We start from the raw sequence: 23242 nt of genomic DNA, 5'->3' as shown, positions 1-23242 counted from the left end.
TTTTCTTGCAGCCCTGCAGATGAGCGTAAGCAGCCATGACAGCCGATCTCCCCCCTTGCGGGGGAGATGTCCGGCAGGACAGAGGGGGGTGCCTGGGCGCGAACCTCGCTTCCTCATGGCTCGGCGAGCACGATGTTTTCCACGCCGCCGACATAGTAGAACGGCTTCTGCTTCGACGACGTCAGCCGCACCACTTCGCGCGAAATATAGTCGGCAAGGCCGAACAGTGTCACGCCGCCGTCCGACGTCCTGGCTTTGCCGCGCAGGCCTTCGAGGATCGAATAGGTGAAGACGCCGTGGCCGAGTTCGGGCAGTTCGGCGGCGGTGTTGTTGGCGGCGGTGGCCGAGAACACGACGATGCGCGCGTCCTGCGCGTCCTTTTCCAGGCGCGGGTTGAAGGCATTGGCGGCATGGCAGGTGTCGAGCAGCATGAAGCGCATGCCCTTGGCACGCTCGACCGATTTCTGGATGTCCGACCAGTCGACAAGCGAAGAGCGTTTCCAGCGTTCGGCATCCTGTTTGCGGCCGTCGGTCGGGATGAAATAATAGTCCTCGTCGATATTGATGCCGTGGCCCGCGACGAAGATGATGGTGGTGTCGCGCTCGACCGGCCTGTCGAGGAAATCGGCGAGCTGGTCGTCGATCGTGTCGGAGTCGGGCTCCAAGATTGTGTCGGCGCTGGCGACGGCGTAGGTTTGCTTGGCCTTGTCGGGGCTCTCGTCGAGCGCTTCGCGGTTGACCAGCACCAGCGTCTCCATCGACGAGAACAGCGGTGCCGATTTCTGCGAGATCACCTTAAGGAACTCGGTGGCGTCATCGACGGGGTAGCGAAGGTCGCAGGCGCGGCCCGAACAGGCGTCGGTCAGGAACGGATATTTGTCGACGCCAATGACCGCGACATAGAGCTTGCCCTTGGCCTCGGCCTTCTCGGTCTTTCTCGCCAGCGCCGTCACGCTGCGCTCGGTCAGATAACCATATTCGTTGGTGCCGGTGACGCGGATGGTGTTCTCGCCATTCTCGACCGGTATCTCCACTATGGTGCTGTCGCCGTCCACCGAGTGGGCCGTGACATCGCCGACATTGCGGCTGTTCGACAGGATCGAAAAGCCGGCGACATCCGTTCCGGCTTCCTTGGCGCCTGATATCTCGACGGCGACATAACCGTCGCGGACCTTGCTCTGGTCTTCGGCGACGCGGATGCCGAACTCCGGCGGCTTGCGCTGCAAAAGCTTCTGCAACTCGTTGTCGACGCCGGGCCGCATCTCCTCGACCGCCTGTTTGGCGCTGCGCAGGATGATTGCCCGGCGAACCATTTCCGGGCTCCAGAGATATTTCTTCAACTGGCCGGCGCGGATAAAGCGACCTTCATGGTCGCGGCCCTCGTTGACCTGCCAGCCGATCAGCTTGTCGCCGTCGTCGGAGGAATAATAGTAGCCCTGCGGCATCCAGACGATCCATTGCGAGCCGGCAAAGAACATCGACACGATCAGCTCGTGCGTCTTCAGGTTCCACAGTTTCAGCGTCTGGTCGGCACTGCCGGTGACCAGCAGGCCGGCCTCCTCCGAGGCGACCATGGCGTTGATCTCCCCGGCATGACCGGTGAATTCGCCCGACACTTTCGCGGTCGCGGTTCTGTATTCGATCAGCGTGCCATCATTGCCGCCGGTGATCAGGCCAAGGCCCTTGTCGATCAGTGTGTAGGCTGAATGGACAAAACCGTTGGTGGCATCGTTCTCGATGCCGCCTACCATTTTGCCGCCATTGGCGATCTCCAGCACGGCATTTTCCTGTGCGTCCTTGCCTCCAGGCGCGGCGTGCAGCGACCACTGGCCATCGGCCAGCGCGGCACGGGCGAACGAGCTCGGCTCGATCAGCGGTTGCGGGCCCTCGAAGAAACGCCCGGCGGTGGGCAGGTCCAAACTATTATCCAACACGCCTTGTTCTTCAGGGCAGGAGACGCGCTCGGGGCAAGGATTCGCGTTGCCCCAGGCGATGACCTCGTTCGCCGCATCGATACCGACGGCGGTCACGGGTTCGCCCGCGCCCTGCAGCAGCGCCTTGCGTTCGCCGGTCGCGGGGTCCCAGACCTCGATGGCGTTGCGCGTGCCGCCGGCGGTCGCCACCAGCGCGCCACCGGCACTGGCAGTGCTGGCATGGACCGTGCCATCATGGCCGGTGTAGTCGAGCGTCTTTTCGCCGGTGTCGGTGTTCCAGACGATGGAGCGGTGCATGTCGGCGCAGCGGTAGCCGCAGGAGGCGATGAGCCGCGCATCCTTGGCAAAGGTCAGCGAGCCGATGAGGAAGTCCTGCGTCGGCATGGCGCGTGCCAGTGTGCCGTCGGCCGCGCGCCAGAGCTGCACCTGCCCGTCCTTGCTGCCGGTGGCAAACAGGCTGCCGTCCTGCGACACGGCCAGTGCGATGACACTGATGTCCCGCAGCGGCTCGGCTTCGTCAGGCAAGGCGATCTCCTCCCCCTTCACGACGTCCCACAGCCGGATACCGTTGTCGGTGGTCGTCGCGGCCAGACGGGTGCCACCGGCGGCGAAGGCGAGCTTGTCGATGTGCCAGGAATCGGCGTCGAGCTTCTTGTCTAGTGTCCAGCCGATCGCGGATTTGTCGTCCAGCCGCCAGAGATAGACGACGCCGTCGGCGCCACCGGCAGCCAGTGTCTTGCCATCGGGAGAGAAGGCCAGATCGTAGGTCGCGTAATCGGCGGCCTTGAGCACAGCCCTGATCTTGCCGGTGGCAAAGTCGAACAGCCTGATGTCGCCATAGGGCGGCTTGTCGCCAAGACTGGCGCCGAAATAGCCGCCGGCGGCGATCGTCTTGCCGTCGGGCGAGATCGAGACCGCGAAGATCTTGCCGTCGCTGCCATTGCCGAGATAGCCGCGGATGGTGCGCAGCGTCGCCCCGCTCTGCCAGTCCCAGATGCGGATGGTCTTGTCGTTCGATGCCGAGACGATGTCTTCGCCATCGGGTGTGAAGGCGAGATCGGTGACCTGTGCACTATGGCCGCCAGTGTCCAGGTCGAGGTGGAAATCCAGTGCGTCCTCAGCACGGGCAACCGAAGTCCCGATCAATGCTCCGCCCAGAGCCAGCCAGCGGCAGGCGCGCATGATACGGAGACTGGATTTTCCCATTGCTATTTGGCTTCGGCCGCAGGCGGCGCATTGCGCACATAGGTCTCGATCGCCGAGGCGAAAGTGGGTGAACCCGCCTTGCGCTGCTTGTCTATGTAGCCGGCAAAATAACTCCAGAAGGACACGGCGTAGTCGTGGAAATAGGCATCGGTGACTTTGCGCGAACACAGGTCGCCATCGACGCAGAAGGACAGGCGATTGAGAAAATAGACGATCCGGTCGAAATTCTCGTTGAAATCGGCGAGCGGCATGTCGCCACCACCGGCGGTCATGGCCTCGATGCCGATCCGCTGCCGGAACACCTGCTCCTCGGTAGGCGAGGGATTGGCGCTGAGCAGATTGTCATATTTGGCGTTGAGGGCCGTCAGACGATCTTTCAGGGCGCGCTGCGCCTGCTGGTAGTCCTTGTTTTCCCAAAGTTCGACCAGCGACATGGTCTGCTCGACGCGCTTCTGCTCCTGGTTGGCCAGGAACTGATAGACCGAGAACATCAAGGTGAAGATGATGGCGAGACGCACCGCCATGCCCGACCAGGCATAGGCCAGCATGCGCCAGTCGCGGTCGGTGAAGGGGTTGCTCTCCTTCTTGATCTCATGGCTGCTCGGCCACGGGAAACCTTCTGTGGTTTCCGGCAGAGGCGGTTTCGCGGGCGGCGCCTTTGCGGGCGCTGCTGTTTGCCTGGTGTTGCCCGCCGGTTTCTTCATCCGCAGCTGTCCAGTTCGATGGTGGCGGAGGGATCCAGCACGATGCCTGGCGCCTCCAGCTTCGTTTTCAGGCATTCCAGCTGCAGGCGCGAAATCATGAACTGCAAGTCGGGCTCCACCGCTCCCTTGTTCGGTGAGGGCAAAGCTTCGACGACACCGCGCGAGGCGCAGTTGCTGAGATCGACGACAATGGCACCGGCGGCGCTTTTGGCGATCTGGTCATACTGATCGAGAAAACACGTCGCCAGCTCCGAATTGGTGACGATCTGCTTGACGCACAGGCCGCAGGCCTCGTCCGCCGAAGCATTGGCGATCAGCAACAGGCCGCCGGCAAAGCCGGCCACCGTTCCACGCCAGGAAAACACAGAGTTCTTCACAGTCGATCCTATCAGTTTCATCCGGCCGTCATGCGCCAAGGCCGCGGCCGGGAATGTTCTCCTATCGCGCCGATCGCGCAAGAGCCGGCGCAACAGAGGCGTGAGGCTTTGGCGCCGGTATCCGCTCAGGCGCGCGGCACCGTCTCCATCGGGAAGATCAACACCGCGCCCTTCGGCCCACTTTTGTCGGCAAGCCGCATCACCGAGCGGGTTGCCGTCGCCATGCCGAGATCGGTCAGCATGTCGGAGAAGCTGGCGGAGCCCACACCGCGTGTCGCCGAGGCAACGCCGTCCTGCGCCAGGAAACTCAGGTCCTGCTTCTCGCTCTCGGGCGGCGCCTCGGTCAGAACCGCGATCATCCTTTCCATGCCGAAGCTGGTGTCGGTGAAGGCCAGCAGCCCCTCCTCCAGCGTGGCCTGAGGGGCGAGGCGCTCGGCAACGATGTGGGTGATCGAATAGTCGCTGCCGACATAGAGCACGTTGATGTCTACCAGAAGGTCCGAACCGTTCTTGGCCAGGACATGCACCTCGTCGCCCGGTGAAACGCGCGGCACCACGGAAGCCTGCAAGGGTTCGAGGCCGTCCTTGTCACTGCGTTTGACCTGGAACTGGACGTCGACGTCCTCGGGCTTGTAGTCGGAGGCCGCCGCCAGCCGCGAAAGCCCGGTGGCGCGGAAGATGGTGCGCAGGTTCCTGGTCGTTGCATCGACCAGTTTGTGCCGGTCATCCATGTGGATGATGATCAGAGGCGGCCTGCTGCGGTCCTTCAGGGTCACGTCGCCCGATGCCGGCAGGAACCATAGCGCCGGCTTGTCGGTCGCATCCTCGGCCGCGCCGGCAATGGCATTCTCGTGCATCACCGCGAAGCGGAGCTCAGCGCTCTTGCCGGGCTCGACCAGCTCGATGTTGAAGCCGGTCTCCTTGGCCGTCGCCAGTTCATCGAGAACCGAATTAACCAGAGCGGTTTCCTTCTCAAATCCCTTGGCGGCGGCCGGCCGCGCAACGATGAGCTTGTAGTCGACGGCGATCTCCGCCACCCGCGCATAGGCATTGGCCGGAATGTCGGCTACTTTGAGTGCCTGCTTCTTGTCGAACTCGACCGGCTTGACGCGGCTTTCCAGGTTCCTTGCCGACTGCACTTCCAAAAATCCGACCGCGTCGGAAAGCGGCGATAGCGCCGAAGGCAGGATGGCGAGCTTGCTGCCGGGAGTGAGGCGGTGCAGCAGACCGGCACCGATCGTCGCTTCGCCGTCCTTGATGACGACGGGCCACTGCATGACCGCGTCTGTCTTGTCGGTGCCGAACACACGGGCATCCAGTTCGCCCTCGAACAGCGGCGTCGGCCGGGTGCGGCTGTCGGCCGAATATTGCTGCAGCACGGCCTGACCAAGCTGGCGGTAGGTGACGTTGGGATTCTCGGCCAGCTTCGACAGGATGGTGAAGGTGAACAGGCCGAAGCGCGGGGCGTCCGTCGTGCCCTTCGGCAGCGGCATTTCCGGCGTCGTCTCCACCGTCTGTGCGGCATAGAACGCGACCAGCTTGCCCTTGGCGATCGGTTCGCCGCCGGCCGGGGTCAGGCTGAAGGCGGGCTTGCGCGCGCCGTTGTTGTCGATGCCGCGCGAGCCGGCGGCCGATGTCACCTTATCATAGGCCTTGATGGCAGCGGCCCGCTCGGCCTCGCTGCCGCCGACCAGGTCGGCGAACTCGACCTTGCGCTCCAGCTCGTCGTCGACCTCGACGGCACGTGTCGCCGTGCCGGAATGGCAGCAGTCGAACACCACCCAGACGAAGGCGCCCTTGTCGCGGATAGCGTCGAGCGCCGCGCCGATCTCGTTGTCGATCAGCGCGTTCGGCACGCCGGCATCGCGGTTGATCCATTTGTCGATGTCGACGGGCAGGAAGATCTCGTCGACCCCGTCGGTCTCGTCGCCCTTGACCATCTGCGGCTGCTGGGCGCCATGCCCGGACAGGTGCAGATAGACGAAATCGTCGCGCTGAACCTTGGCGGCGAGGTTGGCCAGTGCGGCCTTGATCGCCGCATGGGTCGGCAGGCCACTGGCGCCGGGGACATCCTTGGCGAGCAGCGTGACGTTCTCCGGCGCGAACCGCACCGGGTCGGGCACGTTCTTCAGGAGATATTCGTGGACGAGGCCGGCGTCGTTCTTCGGACCGATCAGCCAGTTCCTCTGCGGCAGAGCAGGATATTCGGTGCAGGCGACCAGCAGCGCATGGTAGGTGCGCGACGCGGCCATGGTCCGGATCGGCACCATGCCGGCCATCGTCAGCGCGGACGTGCCGACCAGCAGCGTCCGCCGCGTCAATTTGATCATGATTGCTTCCCCAAGCCCGATCGAATTTCCAAGCGCGGCAACTCTTGCCGAAGATTTTGTCAGTATTTTGAATGTTGCACCGGAGAGCAATCTGCCTGTTACCCGCTCCGGCCGACGTTCTCGATAGCCTTCCCGGCAGAGATGGTGGAAACAGTAGCAAAAATGCCGGTTCGTCGCTATCTGGAGTGACAGGGATCGTTTGTGCGCGGCAATGATGCGCGAGCGACACAAGGCGAGTTGGATCAAGGACCATGGCGGCAAGGGATGTGCTGACGAAGAACCAGCTGTGCGTGCTTGAGAAGCTTGAGGCCGCCAGCGGCCCGCTCAGCGCCTACACCTTGCTTGACCAGCTGCGCGAGCGTGGTTTCCGCGCGCCACTGCAGGTCTATCGGGCGCTCGACACGCTGGTGAAGTCCGGTTTCGTGCATCGGCTCGAAAGCATCAACTCCTTCGTCGCTTGCGTCGAGCCACACGATCACAGTCACTCGATGACCGCCTTCGCGATCTGCGACACTTGCGGGCAAGTGACCGAGATGTCCGACCACGATGTCGACCACCGGCTGGACGAATGGGTGCGCTCGACAGGCTTCGCCGCCAAGAAGGCGGTGATCGAATTTCGCGGGACGTGTGCCAAGTGCCTGGCGGAAGCGGCCTAAGACCTTATCTTCGTCATCCTAGGGCGGAGTGATCCATTCCGTTACATTTCCGACGATTGCAGCGGTGCAGAATAAATCAAATCTCCACAGCCGCAGCGCTCTGGCGTCACGGCAGGATCCTCGGGTCTGCGCCGCGTCGCTTCGCTCCTTGCTTCGCCCTAGGATGACGAAGTGGCGGAGCGTCAATGCGCCTCGTCCCAGTTGTTGGCGGCGCGGGCGTCGACATGCAGCGGCACCGACATCGATACCGCCGGCATCGCCGCGTTCTCCATGACGTGACGCACGACCGGGATCGTCGCCTCGACTTCGGCCTCGACGGTCTCGAAGATCAATTCGTCATGCACCTGCAGCAGCATGCGTGCTGAAAGACCAGCTTTTTCCAGCGCCTCCTCCATGCGGATCATGGCACGGCGGATGATGTCGGCTGCGGTGCCTTGCAGGCGGGCGTTGATCGAGGCGCGCTCGTTGAAGGCGCGCAGCGACGGGTTCGAGGATCGGATGTCCGGATAGTGGATGCGGCGGCCGAAGATCGTTTCGACAAAGCCGTGCTCGCGGGCATAGGCCTTGGTCTCTTCGATGTAGTCGCGAATGCCGGGGAAGCGCTCGAAATATTTCTTGATGTAGTTGCTTGCCTCCTCGCGCGGGATCGACAGCTGGTTGGCGAGGCCGAAGGCCGAAATGCCGTAGATGATGCCGAAATTGATCGCCTTGGCGCGGCGGCGGACTTCCGAAGGCATGCCCTCGACAGGCACGTTGAACATTTCCGACGCCGTGATGGCGTGGATATCGGCGCCATCAGCGAAGGCCTGCTTGAGCTGTGGGATCTCAGCGACATGGGCGAGCACCCGCAGCTCGATCTGGCTGTAGTCGGCCGAGACCAGCCGATGGCTCTTGTCGGTGATGAAGGCGGTCCTGATCTTGCGGCCTTCGGCGGTGCGCACCGGGATGTTCTGCAGGTTCGGGTCGGATGATGACAGGCGCCCCGTCGTTGTCGCGGCCAGCGCGTAGGAGGTGTGGACGCGCTTGGTTTCGGGGTGGATGAAGCCGGGCAGCGCATCGGTATAGGTCGATTTCAGCTTGGTCAGCTGTCGCCAGTCGACGATCTTGCGCGGCAGTTCATGTCCCTCGGCGGCAAGGTCTTCGAGAAGCTGCGCCGAGGTCGACCACTGGCCGGTCTTGGTCTTGGACCCGCCGGGCAGACCCATGCGCCCGAACAGGATGTCGCCGAGCTGTTTTGGCGAGCCGATGTTGATGCGTTCGCCGATGAGCTGATAGATTTCTTCTTCCAGCCGGGCGGCGCCCTGCGCCAGTTCGCCCGACAGCCGCGACAGGATCTGCCGATCGACAGAGATGCCGCGCTGTTCCATGCGCGCCAGCACCGGCACCAGCGGCCGTTCCAGCCGCTCATAGACCGACACCAGACCCTTGGCGGCAAGGCGCGGTTTCAGCACCAACCAGAGCCGCAGCGTCATATCGGCGTCTTCGGCGGCATGAGCGGTCGCCTTGTCGATGCCGACCTGATCGAAACCGACGGAGCTTTTGCCGGAGCCGGTCACGTCCTTGAGCGAGAGAGGGGTATGACCCAGCCATTTCTCGGCAAGCGAGTCTAGGCCGTGACCATGGGGGGTACCGGCGTCGAGCACATAGGAGATCAGCATGGTGTCGTCAAAGGGCGCGACATCGATGCCGTAACGGCTCATGACGACGAGATCGTATTTCAGGTTCTGCGCGATCTTGAGAACCGACTTGTCTTCCAGCAGCGGTTTCAGCAAGGCCAGCGCCTCGCGCAGAGGAATCTGGTTTTCAACCACGCCGCCGCCGAGCAGGTCACCGTTGCCGCTTTTGTGGGTAAAAGGAATGTAGGCGGCGCGGCCGGGCGCCGTGGCGATGGATATGCCGATCAACTCGGCTTGCATCGGATCGGCCGACGTCGCCCTGACGTCGAAAGCGGCAAGGCCGGTCCCGGTTGCCTCGGCGACCCAGGCTTTCAAGGTCGCGATATCGCGGACGCAGTGATAGGCAGATGTATCGATCTTGCGGGTGGCCGCACTCTCCAGCCTCAGCGCGGCGAGCAGGGAAGGGGTGTCGCCTTGTTTTGACGTTTCCGTCGTTGCCGCTCCGCTGGCCTGGCCAGGCTCGGCGCCGGACTCGGCTCGGGCAACAGCTGGCACTCCGGCCCCGACATCCGGGCCATGGGCATGATCGGCGCGTTCGACCGTCACCGCGACGGCCTGGACATCACCTGCCTCGGTGCCGGTCGCTTCCGCCACGCGGCGGGTGAGCGAGGTGAATTCCATGGTCTTGAGGAAGCCGATCAGTTTTGGGCCGTCCGGCGGGTGCAGCACGAAGTCATCCAGCCCCTCGGCCACCGGCACGTCGTTCATCAGCGTCACCAACTGACGCGAAACGCGCGCCTTGTCGGCGTTGGCGATGATCGATTCGCGCCTCTTGTCCTGCCTGATCTCGCCGGCGCGGGCCAGCAGCGTGTCGAGGTCGCCGAACTGCTCGAGCAGTTGTGCCGCCGTCTTCGGCCCGATGCCGGGCACCCCAGGCACATTGTCGACCGAGTCACCCGTCAGCGCCTGCAAGTCGACCATTTTCTCTGGCGGCACGCCCCATTTCTCGATGACCTCGGGAATGCCGATCTGGCGGTCCTTCATCGGGTCGTACATGCCGACCGTGTCGCCGACCAGCTGCATCAGGTCCTTGTCGGAGGAGATGATGGTGGTGTCGCCGCCGGCCTCGCAGGCGAGCCTGGCATAGGTGGCGATCAGATCGTCGGCCTCATAGCCTTCGACTTCTATGCAAGGCAGGTTGAACGCCCTGGTTGCCTGGCGGATCAAGCCGAATTGTGGGATCAGGTCTTCTGGAGGCGCCGAGCGGTTGGCCTTGTATTCCGGGTAGAGGTCGTTGCGAAAGGTTTTCGACGAATAGTCGAAAATGACGGCGAAATGCGTCGGCACAATGCCTACATCGGTGTTGCGGGCGTCGAGCACCAGCTTCCACAGCATGTTGCAGAAACCGGAAACGGCGCCGACCGGCAGGCCATCGGATTTGCGGGTCAGCGGCGGCAGCGCGTGATAGGCACGAAAGATATAGCCGGAGCCGTCGACAAGGAAGAGATGATCGCCTTTTTTCATGTCGGCAGGGATAGCGCGGCGCGGCGGCTTGGTCCATGCCAAAGGCGGCCTCAAATATCGGTTCCGGCGACACCCTGACAGACCGGCACCGACCCGCTCACGGTCATGTTACAAAAGTGTAATCTTCGTGCCCTTGAATCGCCACGTTCAAAGACACAAATACATGGCATCGGCAATTTTCGCCGAGTCCGGAGCAAGGCCCGTCCCCCGCCTATCCCGGACACCTGCGGCAGCCTATCCCCCCTCTCCGGGCTGCCGCATCGTTTCGAGTAGAAGGCCGCCGCGGTTCCCCCTCCACCACGGCGGTCTTTTTTATCTCGGACGGACGTCTGCAGCCCGTGGTCCAATGATCGCGGGCTTTTCGTTTTCCTGTCCTGCCTTTACGGTTCCGGTTCTGAATCGAAAGGCTTCACACATGTCCGCAGTTTCACCCGTTCTCGACCGTCTCGACAAGAATCTCGACCAGAGCCTCGAACGCCTGTTCGGCCTGCTCAGGATCAGGTCGATCTCCACCGATCCGGCCTATGCCGCCGACTGCCGCGAGGCGGCGGAATGGCTGGTGGCGGAGCTCAAGCTGATCGGCTTCGATGCCAGCGTTCGCGACACGCGCGGACACCCGATGGTGGTTGCGCATCACGACGGTCCGGCCGGTTCGCCGCATGTGCTGTTTTACGGCCACTACGACGTGCAGCCGGTAGACCCGATCGAATTGTGGGAAAGCGACCCGTTCGCCCCCGCGGTCAAGGAGGTCGGCCCGGATCACAAGGTGATCACCGGACGCGGCTCGGCCGACGACAAGGGCCAGCTGATGACCTTTGTCGAGGCTTGCCGCGCCTGGAAGCAGGTGCACGGCAATTTGCCCTGCCGCATCACCATCCTGTTCGAAGGCGAGGAGGAATCCGGCTCGCCGTCGCTGAAGCCGTTCCTCGAGGCCAATGCCGACGAGCTCAAGGCCGATTTCGCGCTGGTCTGCGATACCGGCATGTGGGACCGCGACACACCGTCGATCTGCGTCGGGTTGCGCGGCCTGGTCGGTGAGGAGATCACGGTAAAGGCCGCCGATCGCGACCTGCATTCCGGCCTCTATGGCGGCGCTGCCGCCAATCCGATCCGCATATTGGCCAAGGTGCTGGCCGATATCCATGACAAGGATGGCCATATTGCCATTCCCGGCTTCTATGACGGCGTCGAGGAAACGCCGTCGCAAATCCTGAAATCATGGGAAACGCTTGGCGAGACGGCCGAGACTTTCCTCGGTCCTGTCGGCCTGTCGATCCCGTCGGGGGAAAAGGGCCGCTCGGTGCTGGAATTGACCTGGGCGCGGCCGACGGCCGAGTTCAACGGCATTATCGGCGGCTACACCGGCAAGGGCTTCAAGACGGTGATCGCGGCGGAAGCCTCGGCGAAGGTGTCGTTTCGCCTCGTCCATAAACAGGACCCGAAGAAAATCCGCGACGCGTTCCAGAAATTCGTCAAGGAGCGCATCCCGGCCGACTGTTCGGTCGAATTCCACCCGCATGGCGGCTCGCCGGCAATCCAGCTTTCCTATGATTCGCCATTCCTGGCCAAGGCCAAGAATGCGCTGTCCGACGAATGGCCGAAGCCGGCGGTGACGACGGGCAGCGGCGGGTCGATCCCTGTGGTCGGCGATTTCCAGACCTATCTCGGCATGGAATCGCTGTTGGTCGGGTTCGGCCTCGACGACGACCGCATCCACTCGCCCAACGAGAAATACGAGCTCAGCTCCTTCCACAAGGGCCAGCGCTCGTGGGCGCGGATTCTCGATGCGCTGACGCGCTGAGCGGCGGGACTCTAGTTTTCCTGTTGATTTTTCAGCGGATCGCGGCGAGGACGGGTCACAAGACAAAAAGCTCTACAGCGTCCCTTGCGGGTCAAGGGACGCGCGACCGGAGAAGACAATGGCCGACATCCGTTTCCACAAGCATGATCTGCCCGATCTTTCGCATTACAATGTCGGGGCAGTGGCCATCGACACCGAGACGCTGGGGCTGAACCCGCATCGTGACCGGCTGTGCGTGGTGCAGATCTCGCCTGGCGACGGTACGGCCGATGTCATCCAGATCGCGCCGGGGCAAAAAAAAGCGCCGAACCTCGTCAGCCTGTTGAGAAACCGCGGCGTGACCAAGCTGTTCCATTACGGACGCTTCGACCTTGCGGTGCTCTACAATGCGTTCGGCGTGATGCCGGAGCCGGTGTTTTGCACCAAGATCGCCTCGCGGCTGACCCGCACCTACACCGACCGGCACGGGCTGAAGGACATATGCTTCGAGCTTCTCGGTGTCGGCCTGTCCAAGGCGCAGCAATCGTCGGACTGGGCGGTCGAAACCCTGTCGCCCGAACAGCTCGAATATGCGGCTTCCGACGTGCTCTATCTGCACCGCTTGCGCGATGTGTTGGCCGGGCGGCTGGCACGAGATGGGCGGACAAAGGAGGCCGATGCCTGCTTTCGCTTCCTGCCGACGCGTGCCAAACTCGATCTGATGGGCTGGGACGAAGAGGATATCTTCGCCCATAGCTGACCGTCGTCGCGGCGGTTTCCTTCCAATGGCCGGGTTTGGAACCGGATGCGGGCAGCCGCGTTCTGTCGGCTCAGCTTCGTCGGTTCAAAGGGGATGACATGACGGACAGAAAGCCGATAGCGACCGCGCCGACCGACGGCTCCAAGGTCTCCGTCACCTGGAAAGACAGCGACGGCGTCATCAATGAATCCATCGCGCAATATCGCGACGGTGGCTGGTGGGTCTACACAGACAGTGACACACAAAAGAAGGTCGAACCGACCAGCTGGCGACCCACTGCCAGCGACGACGACGATTAGAGCAGTTCACCGTTTCACGGAAACGGCGTGCTGCTCTAACTCCTTGTTTGACGCAATCCTCCAGGGAAAGCGCTACGCGCCTTTCCCGGGAAACCGCTTCACACTTTTCCTAGAATTGCTCTGGTGAGCGGCCGCTGGCGAGGCCGGCTGCTTTCGAATAGCCTGAAGCCGTTAATCGAGGCGATTCGGAGCCTTCCGTTCCGCCGTCGTCCTCTTGCTCGGAGGAAATCTCTATGGGTGTCGAAAGCCTGCTCGTCTTCATCATCATCGGTGCCATCGCCGGCTGGCTTGCCGGTCTCATCGTTTCCGGCTTCGGCTTCGGCCTGATCGGCAACATCATTGTCGGCATCGTCGGCGCGTTTATCGCCGGTTGGCTGTTCCCGCGGCTCGGCTTCTCCATCGGCGGCGGCATTCTCGCTTCCATCATCCACGCCACCATCGGCGCCATCATCCTGCTGGTGCTGGTCAAGGTCCTGAAACGAGCCTGAGGCTCGACAACGCAAAGAGCGCGCCATGAAACAGAATACGCTCTATCTCGTCATTGGCGCGCTCGTCGTCGTGGTTATCGCGCTCGGCATTTATGTCTACCGCGAGCAGACCAAGCCGAAGGGCGTCGAGCTCAAGATCGACGACAAGGGTATTTCGATCCAACAGAATTGAAAACGTGGATTTCGGTCCGCGATTCAGGCATTTCCGATGATATCCAGGATCGCTTACAAAGCCAGCGGAGCGGTACGGCCGGCCCTTTCGGCGATTGGGCGCACCGAGGACTTGCGCTTTTCGCCGGACAACCGGCTTCTGGCAATCGCGGGATATGCGCGCAGACGCTGCCTGATCCTGCGCATCGACGTCGAGACGGGAGTTGATGGGCCAGCAGTTACACTTCACGATTTCATGGAGTTGACGTCCGACAGCATGGGCGAAATCCATGGCCTCGATTTCGTCGATGACCGCACCCTGGCGATCGCCAATCGCGATGGGCTGGTTGCGCTGTTTGCTCTGCCACGTGAAGAACCGGCTGGCCAAAGTCGTGAGATTGCGGCCATTCGCCGGGTCAAGGGCCGGCGGTCTTCCAAACTGAATTCGCCGGGCTCGATTGCGGTCAGGCTCGAGTCGCACGGCCGGGTCACCTTGCTGGTCTGCAACAACTACACGCATCTGGTCACCCGGCACGTGGTCAACCGCTGGCTTGGCTATCGCGCCACAAGCAATCAGCCGCTTCTGAAGCGCGGTCTTGATATACCGGACGGCATTGCGCTCAGCCATGATGGCCAGTGGATCGCCGTCAGCAGCCACGGCACCAAGGATGTGAAGATCTACAGGATGTCCGCGTCGCTTGGACCGGACAGTGAGCCGGCCGGCGTCCTGCGGAACGCCGGCTATCCGCACGGCGTGCGCTTTACCGCTGACGATCGGCACATCCTCGTCGCCGACGCGGGCAGCCGGATGGTACATGTCTATGCCGGCAGCGGTGACTGGACCGGGAATCGGGCGCCAACGCGCTCGATTGCCGTCCTCGACGAGGAAACCTTTCTACGTGGCAGAGCCAGCCCGGAGGAGGGCGGGCCGAAAGGTCTCGATATCGATCGGTCCAACAACGTCGTGGCTGTGACCTGTGAAGAGCAGACGCTGGCCTTTTTCGCACTGGCGTCGCTGATCAATCCCCAGGTGCCGGCATTCGGACACGACTTAACCCGCCCTTAAATCGCCGCATCTACTCTTCAACCGGAGCGCCATAGGCATCGGGGATATCAAGCACAGCGCATGGCGTACCGCAGAGACAACCGCATCGAACCCAGTTTCGACGGACCGCCGCAGGCGCGATCCTCGGCGGGCCTTTCGGTGAATGAGGAGGATCGCGTCGTGCCGAGCAACCGCAAAGCCTCCGCCAAACGCAAGCCGACCAAAGGAAAATCATCGCGGGCCAAGCGCGGCGGAAGCCGGCGCGGCCTGTTCGGCGCGCTCGGCCGGCTGTTCTACTGGTGCTTCGTGTTCGCCATCTGGGGCGGCATCGCGGTGGCCGGCATCGTCGTCTATTACGGCGCCAAGATGCCGGCGGCGACGACCTGGTCGATCCCCGACCGCGCGCCCAACATCAAGATCGTCTCGGCCGATAGCCAATTGCTCGCCAATCGCGGCATGAGCGGCGGCGAGGCGGTCGGCTTGCATGAAATGTCGCCCTATATCCCAGAGGCGGTCATCGCCATAGAGGACCGCCGCTTCTACTCGCATTTCGGCATCGACCCGATCGGTCTGTCGCGCGCCATGGTGACCAACGTGCTTGGCGGGCATTTCTCGCAGGGCGGCTCGACGCTGACCCAGCAATTGGCCAAGAACCTGTTCCTGACGCCCGACCGCACGCTGGAGCGCAAGGTGCAGGAGGTGCTGCTGGCGCTGTGGCTGGAGCACAAGCACACCAAGGACCAGATCCTCGAAATGTACCTCAACCGGGTCTATTTCGGTTCCGGCGCCTATGGCGTCGAAGCGGCCTCGCGCCGCTATTTCGGCAAGAGCGCACGCGAGGTCACCCTGTCGGAGGCCGCATTGCTGGCCGGCCTGTTGAAGGCGCCATCGCGGTTGTCGCCGGCACGTGACCCCAGGGCCGCCGAGGAACGCTCGCAACTGGTGCTTGCCGCCATGCGCGACGAGGGCAAGATCAGCGCCAAGGAACTGACCTCGGCGATGAGCGCGCCGGCAACGCGCGCGCCATCCTACTGGACCGGCTCCGAGAACTACGTCGCCGACACCATCATGGAGGAACTGCCCGACCTGATCGGTGACGTGCGCGGCGACATCGTCGTCGACAGCACCGTCGACCTGAACCTGCAGAAGCTCGCCGAACAGTCTATACGCAGGCTGATCGACGAAAGCGGCAAGAAGCTCAACGTCAGCCAGGGCGTCCTGGTGTCCATCGACGATTCCGGCGCGGTGCGCGCCATGGTCGGCGGCTACGACTATTCGACCAGCCAGTTCGATCGCGCATCCGAAGCACGCCGCCAGCCGGGCTCGGCATTCAAGCCGTTCGTCTATATGGCAGCCCTTGAAGCCGGCCGCACACCCGACAGCGTGCGCAACGACGCGCCGATCAAGATCGGCAACTGGACGCCCGACAATTACCACGGCAAGTATTTTGGCAAGGTGACGCTGGCCACCGCATTGGCCAAATCGCTGAATTCGGTCGCCGCCCAATTGACCATGGAGGTCGGGCCGAACGCGGTTGTCGAGGCGGCGCACCGCATGGGCATCCAGTCCGACCTGCAGTCCAACACCTCGATCGCGCTCGGCACTTCGGAAGTGACGCCGCTGGAACTGACATCGGCCTATGTGCCCTTCGCCAATGGCGGCTACAAGCCGGACATCCATTTCATCCGCCGCGTGACGACCGCCGAGGGCAAGGTGCTCTACGACAGCGGTGGCGTCAGCGCGCCGCGTGTCGTCAAGCCCGAGATCGTCGGCATGATGAACTCGATGATGACCGGCACGGTCGAGATCGGCACCGCCCGGAAAGCGGCTTTCGCCTGGCCGTCCGCCGGCAAGACCGGCACCAGCCAGAATTCGCGCGACGCCTGGTTCGTCGGCTACACCGCCAACCTCACCACCGGTGTGTGGTTCGGCAACGATGACGGCAGCCCGATGAAGAAGGTCACCGGCGGCGCACTGCCGGCGCAGGCCTGGCACGAATTCATGGTCGCAGCCCACGAGGGCGTGCCGGTGCGGCCGCTGCCCGGCACCTGGAAATCGACGCCGGCCGACACCGTCGTGCCCGATGAGATACCGTCGGCAAGCAACACGCCGCCGGCGCCGGTTCCGTCCGCGTCCGTCGGTCAGCAGGCGCGGCCAACCGCGCCGGTCACCCAGACGCCGGCACCGGTCCGCGCGGTGCGTCCCGCCCAGACCGTCGATGCCGATGGCCCTTCCATGCCGGAGGACGACGGCGCCACCGCGTCGATCAAGCACCCGGTGCCGCCAGGCGACGTCGGCGGTCCGCGCAAGAAGCGGCAGACCTCGATTCTCGATCTCCTTGGCGGCTGAACCAGCCGGCTAATTCGCCCGTGGCTTGGCGCTACCCAGCTTCTTGCTGTCAAAGGTCAGTTTGTCGCTGTGAATCTTGCCGCCTCTGACGGTGAGATGCTTGGCACAGGACAGCGCGCCGGACGACCTTGTCATCAAGTCATACATGAGCAGCGCCTGGCGATCATCACCAAAGGCGGCGATAATGCGCACTCCGGTAACGTCGTGCGAAAGTTTGGTCAGGCCCTCGAGATAGGATTTCTTACCGGTCGATTGCTGCATCGGCCCATCAAAGACGACGTCGTCGGCGACAAAGGATGCTGCCTTTTCAAGGTCGTGGCTTGTCCACGCCTTGGTAAAGGCGGTGGCGATGTCGAGGGGTGCTGTCTGTGTCATGGCTCTATCCCGATTGATCGATCTGAAACCCCACGCCCCTTACCCGCAACTCTCGAACCAACGGCGAGTTGGCTTCCCGGTTCCGGCGATGAGGCGAATGGTGACATTTCGGCTCTCGCCACCTCGGCGGCGTTCGGCTACATCTGCCGGCCGGAGACCCTGAAATGACCGAACTCGACACCAGAAAGACCATCGTGCTGACCGGCGCCAGCCGCGGAATCGGCCACGCCACGGTCAAGCGTTTTTCGCGCGAGGGCTGGCGCGTCATCACCTGCTCGCGCCAGGCCTTTGCCGAGGATTGCCCGTGGCCGGCTGGGCCTGAGGACCACATCAAGGTCGACCTTGCCGATCAGGAGGATGTCGGTATTGCCGTTTCGGAAATCCGCCACCGGCTCGAGGCACATGGCGGCCAGCTGCATGCGCTGGTCAACAATGCCGGCATTTCGCCCAAGCTCAAGAACGGCAACAGCCGCATGGACTCGATCGACACGCCGATGCATGTCTGGCGCGACGTGTTCCAGGTCAATTTCTTCGCGCCGATCATGCTGGCGCGCGGGCTATTCAAGGAATTGGCGGCGGCCAAGGGCTCGATCGTCAACGTCACCTCGATCGCCGGCACCCGCGTGCATCCCTTTGCCGGAACCGCCTATGCGACATCGAAGGCCGCACTTGGCTCGCTGACGCGCGAGATGGCGCATGATTTCGGCCCGCACGGCATCCGCGTCAACGCCATCGCGCCAGGCGAGATCGACACCGCGATCCTGTCGCCGGGCACGGACAAGATCGTCGAGACGATCCCGCTGCGACGCCTTGGCACCACGGCGGAAGTCGCCGACATCATCTTCTTCCTGTGCTCGCAGCAGGCATCCTATGTGACGGGCTCGGAAATCCACATCAATGGCGGCCAGCACGTGTGAGCGGCCGGCTTCAGGCCGTGGACTGCTCATTCGGCTATGGTGAGAACAGCCTTGCCGCTGAAGCTGCGCTGTCGCAGTGCGTCCAGCGCTTGCGCGATGTCTGTCCACGGCACGGTCAAGGCCACGCGCGTTTCGAGCCGGCCAGCCGCGACCAGCGTGAGCAGCGAGGCGATGTCCTCGCCAATGCCTGGACCCGACGTGTAGTACGCAAAAGTCTGAAGCCTCGCCCCTTCATGATCAGGAACGAACTGGCGGAATCCAATGGGCGTCAGTTCGCCGCTGCTTGAACCGAACATGACGATGGTCCCGCCAGGCGCGACGCGTTCGATGGCATGGGCGAGGCTTTGGCCACCGACCGATTCGGTGATCAGCGAAAACGGCCCCCTGGCCAACTCGATCGACTCGACAACCTGCTCGGCTCCAAGACCTCGGAGATCCTCGGCATGCCGGGCGGCGGCGATCGCGGTCACCGAGGCGCCCTGCGCGCGGGCGATCTGGATCTGGAAACGACCGACCGCACCGCTTGCGCCGGTGACCAGGACCTGCTGCCCTGCCAGGTCGCCGCCATGGCGCAATGTCCGCAGCGCCGTCGTGCCCGCGACCGGAAGCGTGGCTGCGGAGACGAAGCTGACGTCATCCGGCAGCATCGCGAGGCGGTCGGTTGGAACGGCGACCCGTTCGGCCCAGCCGGCCTGGTCGACCAGAGCCGCAACCCGGGCGCCCACGGCTGGCCCGGAGCCATCGGCTGCCGCCCGTTCGACTACCCCAACGATGTCCTGGCCCGGTATCCAGCCGTTCGGACGGATGGCGAGCAGGCGCAATTCGCCGCGGTTCAACGACGTTGCGCGGACCGAGACGAGCGCTTCGTTCGAGGTAGCTTGAGGCTCGGCAACCTCCACGAGCCTCAGTCTGGTGGCACTTTCGGGAGAGATGACTAAGGCGAGCATGGGCCATACCTTCCTGCCGCGTGGTGGGCGCATAGCCTTCAGGCGGCTGCTACGCCTCGATCTTCTGGTTCGCAGGCGCCGCTGATCGAAGAACCTTTCACCAAGCTCCCCGCACTCCAGACGTGCTCACTCACAAGCGGGACCTATCGATTTTCCTCTTTGAATAATTTAGATATCCAGGCAGTTGATCGCTAAAAGCAGTCAATCATGAGACAGCCCCTTCGCTATCCCTGGCTCAATTTCGATGTGGATGAGGTTTCCGCGCCGGCCATTGCCGTGCGCGTTGACGTCACCGAGACCAGAGCGGAGGTACCCGCCCATCGGCACCGCAAGGGCCAACTCGTCTTCGCGCTCGGAGGCGGTGTCACATGCCACGTCCCCAGCGGCTTATGGATGGTGCCGCCTCATTGCGGGGTGTGGATTCCCGGCAACATGGAACACAGCAATATGGCGACGGCCAACGCTCGAATTTTCTTCGTGTACATCGAGCCTGGAGCCGCCGATCTGCCGGACCAGTGCTGCACGCTTTCGATCTCGCCGCTGCTGCGCGAACTGATCATCGAGCTGTCCGATGGTGCGCAGGACGATCAGGCGCGGGATGAGCTTTTGACCAGGACCCTGCTTACCGAGCTGCCGCGCATGCCTGTACAGCAGTTGCATCTGCCGATCTCATCCGAGCCGCGCTTGAGGCGGATCGCCGAAGCGTTGGCGCAAGATCCTGCCGACCGCAGCACCTTGTCAGAATGGGCCAACCGCGTTGCGCTGAGCGAGAGCAGTCTCGCGCGTCTCGTGGTCAAGGAGACGGGGCTGAGCTTCGGGCGCTGGCGCCAGCAATTGCACTTGATCGTAGCAATACGAGAGCTGGCCTCCGGCGCCAGCGTGCAGCAAGTCTCGGGCGATCTTGGTTATGAATCCGTCACGGCCTTCATCACCATGTTCAAGAAGGCACTCGGGAAGCCCCCGGCAAAATACCTCAGCAGTGTTCACCGATCTGGGCAAGGCTTGCCGAGATCATCAGCGCGGTGGCCAGGGGATAGCCGAAGGCAACGACGATGACGAATGCCGCCAACGACTTGCCAATGACGGCCGCCGGCCCCGATTTGAATTTCTCGATGGTATTCCGCCTCGGTCCGTCGCGATTTGCTCACAACGATCAGGCTGCCCGCAGCAGGGCCTCGATCTCGAATAGGGCGTGGTTGGTCAGTGTCTTGGGAATTTCGGCGGTCACTTTCTCCTCGACTTCCTTGTGAAGCTTCTTGCGCATTGTCCCAAGCACCATCGGTGGGGCGATAAGCACGATCTCTTTGAACTCGCCGCTATGCGCGAGCTTGTAGAGCCGGTCAGCAATCTCATCGGCGAAACGCTCCTTGCCGATGCGGTGCCAGTCCGTATCCTCGACCGCGCTGCGGTGCACCGAGGGACCATCATTGTATCGGCCCGGGCTGTCGCTGCCTTGCTCGCGGGTGGGCGGGTTGTCCTGTTCGATTTCCTGCACGACCTCGAGATTCGGATATTTGTTGTCGCCGGCATTCCTCAGGAAAAGCGCTTTCTCGCCGTCGGCCACTAAAACCCAGATGCCATGCTTCAGGTTGATTGTGCTCATGATGACAAGGCTCCTTTTTGGGCCGCTCCGGCGTCTTGTGACATGCCGCGGCCGGGTTTCGGTCTGACGCGACGGACTTTTTAGGGAACGCGTCTCGAACCGGTAATGTTCCCGCCAGCATCCCATAAGCTTGGACATTCGGGCATCCGGGCTGGGCGCTTTAATCTACTAAATTGGTAGAATTTAGAAAAAACTGTTTTGCGACATTTCCCGCCGCGCGCTAAAAGAGCTGTAAATCAAGGCCTGCGACAGGAGCTTGAATCCGCCTCACCCGCCGATGAGGAATATTTTTCTCTTGGCTGGAATGCTTTCAGAAAAGCGATTGCATCCCGACAGGGGATGCGCGAGTGCGTTCCTTCTGATCTCTCGCGCTCGCGCGTAGAACTGCAAGCCTGTTCAGGATTCTGCTCGCGCCCATGTCGAACAATGCTCCCAAACTCAACGCCTTCCCCGTCTTCATGCGAGTGGAGGGGCAAGCCGTGGCCATCGTCGGCGGCGGCGAAGAGGCGCTGGCCAAGGCGCGGCTGATCGGACAGTCGAGCGCGGTCTTGCGCATCATCGCCGAACATGCCGAGCCCGACCTCTTGGCCTTCATCGCTCAGACCGGCACCAACCATTTTGCCGCCGCTTACGACGCGTCGCAGCTCGACGGCGCGGTCATGGTGTTTGCCGCCAGCGGCGACGAGGCACTCGATCGGCGCGTGGCCGCGGACGCGCGCCGGCTGGGCATTCCGGTCAATGCCGTCGATCGGCCTGAGCTCTGCGATTTCTTCACCCCGGCGCTGGTCAACCGCGCGCCGGTCGCCATCGCCATCGGTACCGAGGGCGCCGGGCCGGTGCTTGCCCAGATGCTGCGCGGCCGCATCGACCGCATGCTGTCGCCGTCGCTCGGGCCGCTGGCAACGCTTGCCGCTTCGTTTCGCGGGACTGCCGAGAAGCTGCTGCCGAGAGGCAATGCCCGGCGCCGCTTCTGGAATGATTTCTTCACGGGTGCTCCTGCCCGCGCGGCTGAAGCCGGCCAGCTTTCGCAGGCGCATGACGCCACCGTCGATCTTCTGCGTTCGAACACGCCGGCTCGCGGCCACATCGCGCTGGTCGGCGCCGGTCCGGGCGCCGAGGATCTTCTGACCCTCCGCGCCCATCGTCTGCTGATGGAGGCCGATGTCATCGTCCATGACGCGCTGGTGCCGGAGGCGGTCGTTGCCATGGGTCGCCGCGATGCCGAACGCCTGCCGGTCGGAAAACGCAAGGGCTGCCACACCAAGAGCCAGGCGCAGATCAATGCGCTGCTGGTCGAACTTGGCCGTGAAGGCAAGCGTGTCGTGCGGCTGAAGTCGGGCGATCCGCTGGTGTTCGGCCGGGCTGGCGAAGAGATGGCGGCGCTGCGTGATGCCGGCATCGCCTACGAGGTGGTTCCGGGCGTCACTGCGGCCTTCGCCGCTGCTGCCGATTTCGAACTGCCGCTGACGTTGCGCGGGGTTTCTTCGTCGATGGTGTTCACCACCGGCCACGACCTCAAGGGCAATTCGCTGCCCGACTGGGCCAAGCTCGCTATTTCGGGCGCCACCGTCGCCGTCTATATGGGCCGCTCGGTGGCGGCCGAGATTGCCGGCCGGCTGATCGAGGCCGGGCTATCGCCGGATACGGCGGTGGCCGTCGTCGAGAATGCCAGCCTTGCCAACCGCCGCCGCTTCCACGGCACGCTTGCCGACCTGCCGTCGCTGGAAGAGCGCGCCGATCTTTCCGGTCCGGTCATGACCATCATCGGCGATGCGGTTGCCGGCGCCAACTTTGAACGGTCCGAGCCGCTCGCGGCACTCAGGCATGAAGGTGCGTCCAGTTCGGTCGCCGAAGGAGTTCAGTCATGAAGATTCTGACCGCCAACCGCCTGACCGACGGCATTGCCGTCTGGTACGCCGATGGCGGCTGGGCCGAGACGGTGGACCATGCCGATCTCGCACATGACAAGGCGGCCGAGGATCGCCTCGAGGCGATCGGTGCCAAGGCCTATGCCGTCAACGAAGTGGTCGACGTCAATTTGATCGATGCCGATGTCGTCAACGGCGTCGTTGAGCCGGTGCGGTTGCGCGAGAAGATCCGCGCTGCCGGCCCGACCATCCGCAACGATCTCGGCAAGCAGGCTGCCAAGCAGGCGATTTGGGCAGCTTAACAAGACACCAGG

At 63.1% G+C, this 23242-nt stretch carries 20 protein-coding genes; 12 read left to right on the top strand and 8 right to left on the bottom strand.

Features of this window, described 5'->3' with window-relative positions; translation table 11 throughout:
* Positions 1 to 113: 113 nt before the first annotated feature.
* The 4 genes from NKG99_RS17875 to NKG99_RS17860 all read right to left on the bottom strand — a co-directional run bounded on the left by NKG99_RS17875 (position 114) and on the right by NKG99_RS17860 (position 6551).
* Complete coding sequence (locus tag NKG99_RS17875) at positions 114 to 3140, bottom strand: hypothetical protein (RefSeq protein WP_352869986.1); 3027 nt, start codon at positions 3138 to 3140, stop codon at positions 114 to 116.
* A gap of 2 nt (positions 3141 to 3142) precedes the next feature.
* Positions 3143 to 3844, bottom strand: coding sequence for a DUF4760 domain-containing protein (locus tag NKG99_RS17870; RefSeq protein WP_352869984.1), 702 nt, complete (start codon positions 3842 to 3844; stop codon positions 3143 to 3145).
* Positions 3841 to 4242, bottom strand: coding sequence for a hypothetical protein (locus tag NKG99_RS17865; protein WP_352869982.1), 402 nt, complete (start codon positions 4240 to 4242; stop codon positions 3841 to 3843). The genes NKG99_RS17870 and NKG99_RS17865 overlap by 4 nt, the downstream gene beginning before the upstream one ends.
* A gap of 104 nt (positions 4243 to 4346) precedes the next feature.
* Positions 4347 to 6551 carry a caspase family protein gene (locus NKG99_RS17860; RefSeq protein WP_352869980.1) on the bottom strand — a complete coding sequence of 735 codons (2205 nt, stop codon included), beginning with the start codon at positions 6549 to 6551 and terminating at the stop codon, positions 4347 to 4349.
* Between the two features lie 251 nt (positions 6552 to 6802).
* On the opposite strand from NKG99_RS17860, the gene NKG99_RS17855 reads away from it, so the two are divergent.
* Positions 6803 to 7207 (top strand): transcriptional repressor, encoded by a 405-nt coding sequence (locus NKG99_RS17855; RefSeq protein WP_352869978.1) that lies wholly within the window; start codon positions 6803 to 6805, stop codon positions 7205 to 7207.
* Between the two features lie 182 nt (positions 7208 to 7389).
* Here the strand turns inward: NKG99_RS17855 and polA are convergent, their stop codons facing one another.
* Entirely contained in the window at positions 7390 to 10347 is a 2958-nt protein-coding gene (polA, locus tag NKG99_RS17850) for a DNA polymerase I (RefSeq protein ID WP_352870045.1), read from the bottom strand.
* A 415-nt stretch (positions 10348 to 10762) separates the two neighbouring features.
* Here polA and NKG99_RS17845 point away from each other — a divergent pair, with 415 nt between their 5' ends.
* From NKG99_RS17845 to NKG99_RS17815, 7 genes are all read left to right on the top strand, one after another.
* Entirely contained in the window at positions 10763 to 12148 is a 1386-nt protein-coding gene (locus NKG99_RS17845; RefSeq protein ID WP_352869976.1) for a M20/M25/M40 family metallo-hydrolase, read from the top strand.
* A gap of 118 nt (positions 12149 to 12266) precedes the next feature.
* Positions 12267 to 12887 (top strand): ribonuclease D, encoded by a 621-nt coding sequence (locus NKG99_RS17840; protein ID WP_352869974.1) that lies wholly within the window; start codon positions 12267 to 12269, stop codon positions 12885 to 12887.
* A gap of 98 nt (positions 12888 to 12985) precedes the next feature.
* Complete coding sequence (locus NKG99_RS17835) at positions 12986 to 13186, top strand: hypothetical protein (protein ID WP_352869972.1); 201 nt, start codon at positions 12986 to 12988, stop codon at positions 13184 to 13186.
* Positions 13187 to 13419: 233 nt separating this feature from the next.
* Positions 13420 to 13674: a GlsB/YeaQ/YmgE family stress response membrane protein gene (locus tag NKG99_RS17830; protein ID WP_352869970.1), complete on the top strand. Its 255-nt coding sequence runs from the start codon at positions 13420 to 13422 to the stop codon at positions 13672 to 13674.
* 25 nt (positions 13675 to 13699) lie between these two features.
* Positions 13700 to 13846, top strand: coding sequence for a hypothetical protein (locus tag NKG99_RS17825; protein WP_013529552.1), 147 nt, complete (start codon positions 13700 to 13702; stop codon positions 13844 to 13846).
* 111 nt (positions 13847 to 13957) lie between these two features.
* Positions 13958 to 14890: a hypothetical protein gene (locus tag NKG99_RS17820; protein ID WP_352869968.1), complete on the top strand. Its 933-nt coding sequence runs from the start codon at positions 13958 to 13960 to the stop codon at positions 14888 to 14890.
* A gap of 60 nt (positions 14891 to 14950) precedes the next feature.
* Entirely contained in the window at positions 14951 to 17218 is a 2268-nt protein-coding gene (locus NKG99_RS17815; RefSeq protein ID WP_352869966.1) for a PBP1A family penicillin-binding protein, read from the top strand.
* A 9-nt stretch (positions 17219 to 17227) separates the two neighbouring features.
* Here NKG99_RS17815 and NKG99_RS17810 read toward each other — a convergent pair whose 3' ends face one another.
* On the bottom strand, positions 17228 to 17593 hold the full coding sequence (locus NKG99_RS17810; protein ID WP_352869964.1) for a nuclear transport factor 2 family protein: 366 nt from the start codon (positions 17591 to 17593) through the stop codon (positions 17228 to 17230).
* Positions 17594 to 17757: 164 nt separating this feature from the next.
* On the opposite strand from NKG99_RS17810, the gene NKG99_RS17805 reads away from it, so the two are divergent.
* Positions 17758 to 18510 carry an SDR family NAD(P)-dependent oxidoreductase gene (locus tag NKG99_RS17805; RefSeq protein WP_352869962.1) on the top strand — a complete coding sequence of 251 codons (753 nt, stop codon included), beginning with the start codon at positions 17758 to 17760 and terminating at the stop codon, positions 18508 to 18510.
* Between the two features lie 26 nt (positions 18511 to 18536).
* On the opposite strand, the gene NKG99_RS17800 is transcribed toward NKG99_RS17805, so the two are convergent.
* Positions 18537 to 19457 carry a zinc-binding dehydrogenase gene (locus NKG99_RS17800; protein ID WP_352869960.1) on the bottom strand — a complete coding sequence of 307 codons (921 nt, stop codon included), beginning with the start codon at positions 19455 to 19457 and terminating at the stop codon, positions 18537 to 18539.
* Between the two features lie 207 nt (positions 19458 to 19664).
* Between NKG99_RS17800 and NKG99_RS17795 the strand changes: the two genes are divergently transcribed.
* A complete protein-coding gene (locus NKG99_RS17795) occupies positions 19665 to 20513 on the top strand; it encodes an AraC family transcriptional regulator (protein WP_352869958.1) in 849 nt (282 codons plus the stop codon).
* Positions 20514 to 20610: 97 nt separating this feature from the next.
* On the opposite strand, the gene NKG99_RS17790 is transcribed toward NKG99_RS17795, so the two are convergent.
* Positions 20611 to 21060, bottom strand: a complete 450-nt coding sequence (locus NKG99_RS17790; RefSeq protein ID WP_352869956.1) for a baeRF12 domain-containing protein — start codon at positions 21058 to 21060, stop codon at positions 20611 to 20613.
* Between the two features lie 416 nt (positions 21061 to 21476).
* On the opposite strand from NKG99_RS17790, the gene cysG reads away from it, so the two are divergent.
* Both cysG and NKG99_RS17780 read left to right on the top strand, forming a co-directional pair.
* On the top strand, positions 21477 to 22928 hold the full coding sequence (cysG, locus tag NKG99_RS17785) for a siroheme synthase CysG (RefSeq protein ID WP_352869954.1): 1452 nt from the start codon (positions 21477 to 21479) through the stop codon (positions 22926 to 22928).
* The gene (locus tag NKG99_RS17780) at positions 22925 to 23230 is read left to right on the top strand and encodes a DUF2849 domain-containing protein (protein ID WP_352869952.1); all 306 of its coding nucleotides are present in this window, start codon (positions 22925 to 22927) and stop codon (positions 23228 to 23230) included. The genes cysG and NKG99_RS17780 overlap by 4 nt, the downstream gene beginning before the upstream one ends.
* Positions 23231 to 23242: the final 12 nt, after the last annotated feature.

The sequence above is a fragment of the Mesorhizobium sp. M1409 genome, assembly GCF_040317535.1.
In the GTDB taxonomy this organism is placed as follows: Bacteria; Pseudomonadota; Alphaproteobacteria; order Rhizobiales; family Rhizobiaceae; genus Mesorhizobium.
This window is presented reverse-complemented; position numbering and strand designations above follow the sequence as displayed.

Excerpts from the sequence above, each read along its gene's own strand:
- cysG (WP_352869954.1), top strand. The coding sequence starts at position 21,477 with ATGTCGAACAATGCTCCCAAACTCAACGCCTTCCCCGTCTTCATGCGA.
- NKG99_RS17840 (WP_352869974.1), top strand. The coding sequence starts at position 12,267 with ATGGCCGACATCCGTTTCCACAAGCATGATCTGCCCGATCTTTCGCAT.
- NKG99_RS17845 (WP_352869976.1), top strand. The coding sequence starts at position 10,763 with ATGTCCGCAGTTTCACCCGTTCTCGACCGTCTCGACAAGAATCTCGAC.
- NKG99_RS17835 (WP_352869972.1), top strand. The coding sequence starts at position 12,986 with ATGACGGACAGAAAGCCGATAGCGACCGCGCCGACCGACGGCTCCAAG.
- NKG99_RS17815 (WP_352869966.1), top strand. The coding sequence starts at position 14,951 with ATGGCGTACCGCAGAGACAACCGCATCGAACCCAGTTTCGACGGACCG.
- NKG99_RS17780 (WP_352869952.1), top strand. The coding sequence starts at position 22,925 with ATGAAGATTCTGACCGCCAACCGCCTGACCGACGGCATTGCCGTCTGG.
- NKG99_RS17875 (WP_352869986.1), bottom strand. The coding sequence starts at position 3,140 with ATGGGAAAATCCAGTCTCCGTATCATGCGCGCCTGCCGCTGGCTGGCT.
- NKG99_RS17810 (WP_352869964.1), bottom strand. The coding sequence starts at position 17,593 with ATGACACAGACAGCACCCCTCGACATCGCCACCGCCTTTACCAAGGCG.
- NKG99_RS17870 (WP_352869984.1), bottom strand. The coding sequence starts at position 3,844 with ATGAAGAAACCGGCGGGCAACACCAGGCAAACAGCAGCGCCCGCAAAG.
- NKG99_RS17865 (WP_352869982.1), bottom strand. The coding sequence starts at position 4,242 with ATGAAACTGATAGGATCGACTGTGAAGAACTCTGTGTTTTCCTGGCGT.
- NKG99_RS17830 (WP_352869970.1), top strand. The coding sequence starts at position 13,420 with ATGGGTGTCGAAAGCCTGCTCGTCTTCATCATCATCGGTGCCATCGCC.
- NKG99_RS17825 (WP_013529552.1), top strand. The coding sequence starts at position 13,700 with ATGAAACAGAATACGCTCTATCTCGTCATTGGCGCGCTCGTCGTCGTG.
- NKG99_RS17790 (WP_352869956.1), bottom strand. The coding sequence starts at position 21,060 with ATGAGCACAATCAACCTGAAGCATGGCATCTGGGTTTTAGTGGCCGAC.
- polA (WP_352870045.1), bottom strand. The coding sequence starts at position 10,347 with ATGAAAAAAGGCGATCATCTCTTCCTTGTCGACGGCTCCGGCTATATC.
- NKG99_RS17795 (WP_352869958.1), top strand. The coding sequence starts at position 19,665 with ATGAGACAGCCCCTTCGCTATCCCTGGCTCAATTTCGATGTGGATGAG.
- NKG99_RS17855 (WP_352869978.1), top strand. The coding sequence starts at position 6,803 with ATGGCGGCAAGGGATGTGCTGACGAAGAACCAGCTGTGCGTGCTTGAG.
- NKG99_RS17860 (WP_352869980.1), bottom strand. The coding sequence starts at position 6,551 with ATGATCAAATTGACGCGGCGGACGCTGCTGGTCGGCACGTCCGCGCTG.
- NKG99_RS17805 (WP_352869962.1), top strand. The coding sequence starts at position 17,758 with ATGACCGAACTCGACACCAGAAAGACCATCGTGCTGACCGGCGCCAGC.
- NKG99_RS17800 (WP_352869960.1), bottom strand. The coding sequence starts at position 19,457 with ATGCTCGCCTTAGTCATCTCTCCCGAAAGTGCCACCAGACTGAGGCTC.